Below are 3,690 nucleotides of genomic sequence, written 5' to 3'. Positions count from 1 at the left end.
GCGCGAGGGTCGGCAGCGGGCCCCGCGCCCGCTGCACCTCCACCTCCGGGTTCACGCCGGGGAACAGCCTGCGGAAGAACTTGAGGATGTACCGGTCGCCGAACACCACCGACGTGTTCGACTGCTCGGCGGTGAGCCGGCGCACCGGGCTCGCCGGGCCCACCGGGCGGAGGGCGGCCTCCGGGGTGAACCGGACGCCGTCCCGCTCGCCGCCCGCGGCGACCAGGTCGAGCAGGTGGCGCATCGAGCCCGGGTCGTCGGTGGCGTCGAACGCCCACGCGCCGCCCAGCTCGGTGATCGCGTCCGGCCCCGGGCGCGACCTCACGACGAGCGGGAGCTGGTACCGCCGGGGTTCCCGCTCCCCCGCCACCCGCACGTCCGCGAGCGCGATCACCAGTCCGCGCCCGAGGTCCGCCACCTCGGGCAGCTCCACCCCGGTGATCGCCCGCCCCTTGGCCGAGAACCAGCGGCGGGCGGGCAGCCAGCCCGGCAGCGCGGCGGCCAGCCGGTTCCGGTCCCACGCCGAGAGCGTCATGGTCTCCCCTCCCCCGGCGGTCGGACCAGGGACAGCCAGTAGAAGCCGTGCCCGGCCACGGTGAACGCGTGCTCGGCCGCCTCGACGACGCCGAAGGGCGCACCGCCGGTCAGCTCCACCAGCTCGTCGCCCAGGTGGGCGGACAGGTCGAGCCAGACCGCCTGCGGGCGGCGGGACAGGTTGTACAGGCACAGCACGACGTCGTCCTCGTGCTGCCGGACGAACGCCAGCACGCTCGGGTTGGACGAGGGCAGCTCCCGGTAGTCACCGAGGCCGAACGCCGGGTGCTCGCGCCGCACGGCCAGCATCCGCCGGTTCCAGTGCAGCAGCGACGACGTGTCGCGCTGCTGCGTCTCGACGTTGATCGCCTGGTAGCCGTAGACGGAGTCCATGATCACCGGCAGGTACAGGCGTCCGGGGTCGCAGTCGGAGAAGCCCGCGTTGCGGTCGGGGGTCCACTGCATCGGCGTGCGCACCGCGTCGCGGTCGCCCAGCCAGATGTTGTCGCCCATGCCGATCTCGTCGCCGTAGTACAGCACCGGCGAACCCGGCAGCGAGAGCAGCATCGCGGTGAACAGCTCGAGCTGGTTGCGGTCGTTCTCCAGCAGCGGGGCCAGTCGCCGCCGGATGCCGATGTTCGCCTTCATCCGCGGGTCCTTGGCGTACTCCGCGTACATGTAGTCGCGTTCCTCGTCGGTGACCATCTCCAGCGTCAGCTCGTCGTGGTTGCGCAGGAAGATGCCCCACTGCGTGCCCGAGGGGATCTTCGGCGTCTGGGCCAGGATCTCCGTGATGGGGAACCGGGACTCGCGCCGCACGGCCATGAACAACCGCGGCATCAGCGGGAAGTGGAACGCCATGTGGCACTCGTCCCCGCCCACCGCCGGGTCGCCGAAGTAGGCCACCACGTCCGAGGGCCACTGGTTCGCCTCCGCGAGCAGCACCCGGTCGTGGTACTCCTCGTCGACCACCTGCCGGCACCGCTTCAGGAACTCGTGCGTGCGGGGCAGGTTCTCGCAGTTCGTGCCCTCCTCCTCGAACAGGTAGGGCACGGCGTCCAGGCGGAACCCGTCGATGCCCAGGTCCAGCCAGAACCTCAGCACGTCCAGCATCGCCTCCTGCACGGCCGGGTTCTCGTAGTTCAGGTCCGGCTGGTGGGAGAAGAACCGGTGCCAGAAGAACTGGCCGCGCACCGGGTCGTAGGTCCAGTTCGAGCTCTCGGTGTCGACGAAGATGATCCGCGCGTCGGCGTACTTGCGGTCGTCGTCGCTCCAGACGTAGAAGTCGCCGTACGGGCCGTCGGGGTCGCTGCGGGAGGCCTGGAACCAGGGGTGGGCGTCGCTGGTGTGGTTGAGCACCAGGTCGGTGATCACCCGGATGCCCCGGCGGTGCGCCTCGTCGAGCAGCTGCACGAAGTCCTGCACCGTGCCGAACTCCGGTAGCACCGCGCGGAAGTCGGAGATGTCGTACCCGCCGTCGCGCAGCGGCGAGGCGTAGAACGGCGGCAGCCACAGGCAGTCGACCCCGAGCCAGGCGAGGTAGTCGAGCTTGGCGGTGAGCCCGGTGAGGTCGCCGGTGCCGTTGGCGTCGGAGTCGGCGAACGCGCGCACCAGCACCTCGTAGAACACCGCCCGCTTGAACCACTCCGGCTCGTCGCGGGCCGGCCTGGCGCTGCCGGGGTCGACCGGCGACGGGGCGCTCACGACCGCACCTCCGGCAGCACGGCGGCGATGTGCGCCACGGCGTGATCCGGGTCCAGCCGCACGTAGGTGTGGCCGGACCAGCGGAACGTCCGCCCGCTCACCTCGTCGCGCACGGTGAACTCGTCGGGCAGGCCGAGTCCCGCCACGTCCCACCGCACCGTCCCCTCCTGCGGCTGCGCGGGGTCGAGCGTCACGACCACCAGCACGGTCTCGCCGGTGCCGGGCGCGGTCTTGGAGTAGGCGACCAGGGAGTCGTTGTCCACGTCGTGGAAGCGCAACGTCCGCAGCTCCCGCAGCGGCGCGTGCGCGCGGCGGATCCCGTTGAGCCGCGCGATCCACGGCTGGAGCGTCGGCCGACCGCCCGACTCGTCACCGAACTCCCGGTGCACGAGCTGGTACTTCTCGGAGTCCAGGTACTCCTCGCCGCCGGGTCGCAGCGCCTGGTGCTCGTAGAGCTCGTAGCCGGAGTAGACGCCCCACGTCGGCGCGAGCGTGGCGGCGAGCGCCGCCCGGATGGCGAACACGGCGGGTCGGCCGGACTGGAGGTGCGCGGGCAGGATGTCCGGGGTGTTGACGAACAGGTTGGGCCTCGCCTCGTCGGCGTGCTCGACCAGCTCGCGACCGAACCCGACCAGCTCGGCCTTGCCGGTGCGCCAGGTGAAGTAGGTGTAGGACTGGCTGAACCCGCGCCGCGCCAGGCCGTAGAGCCGGGCCGGGTTGGTGAACGCCTCGGCCAGGAACACCACGTCCGGGTGGTCGCGGCGGACGCGGTCGATCAGCCACTCCCAGAAGTCCGGCGGCTTGGTGTGCGGGTTGTCCACCCGGAAGATGCGCACCCCGTGGTCCACCCAGTGCAGCACCACGCGCAGGACCTCCTCGTAGAGCCCGGCGGGGTCGTGGTCGAAGTTCAGCGGGTAGATGTCCTCGTACTTCTTGGGCGGGTTCTCCGCCGTGGCGATCGTGCCGTCGGCCCGGTGGGTGAACCACTCCGGGTGCTCGCGCACCCACGGGTGGTCGGGCGAGCACTGCAGCGCCAGGTCGAGCGCCACCTCCAGGCCCAGCTCGCGGGCCCGGGCGACGAACCGGTCGAAGTCCTCCAGCGTGCCCAGCTCGGGGTGCACGGCGTCGTGCCCGCCGTGGCGCGACCCGATCGCCCACGGCGACCCGACGTCACCGGGGCCGACCTCGGGGCTGTTGTTGCGCCCCTTGCGCTTGCGCTCCCCGATCGGGTGGATCGGCGGCAGGTACACCACGTCGAACCCGAGCCGGGCGATGCGCTCCAGCTCGCGCGCGGCGGTGGCGAACGTGCCGTGCACCGGGCGACCGTCGGGGTCGAGCCCGCCGGTGGACCGGGGGAACAGCTCGTACCACGCGCCGAACAGCGCGCGTTCCCGCTCCACCAGCACCCGGTGCGGCGCACCGCGCGTGACGAGCTCGCGCACCGGCTCCTCG

Annotated in this window: 2 protein-coding genes and 1 pseudogene; all 3 read right to left on the bottom strand. The window is 72.0% G+C overall.

What is annotated here, in order from left to right; all coding sequences use genetic code 11:
• Positions 1 to 535 (bottom strand): annotated as a pseudogene (locus AB0G02_RS31275) (hypothetical protein); the annotation flags it as partial.
• Positions 532 to 2,238 (bottom strand): maltose alpha-D-glucosyltransferase, encoded by a 1,707-nt coding sequence (treS, locus tag AB0G02_RS31270; protein ID WP_360801208.1) that lies wholly within the window; start codon positions 2,236 to 2,238, stop codon positions 532 to 534. The gene treS and the pseudogene AB0G02_RS31275, both read right to left, overlap by 4 nt.
• Positions 2,235 to 3,690 (bottom strand): alpha-amylase family glycosyl hydrolase (locus tag AB0G02_RS31265; RefSeq protein WP_360801205.1); only part of this gene is annotated, 1,456 nt, incomplete at its 5' end. The genes treS and AB0G02_RS31265, both read right to left, overlap by 4 nt.

This window comes from Actinosynnema sp. NPDC023658 (assembly GCF_040639995.1).
In the GTDB taxonomy this organism is placed as follows: domain Bacteria; phylum Actinomycetota; class Actinomycetes; order Mycobacteriales; family Pseudonocardiaceae; genus Actinosynnema.
This window is presented reverse-complemented; position numbering and strand designations above follow the sequence as displayed.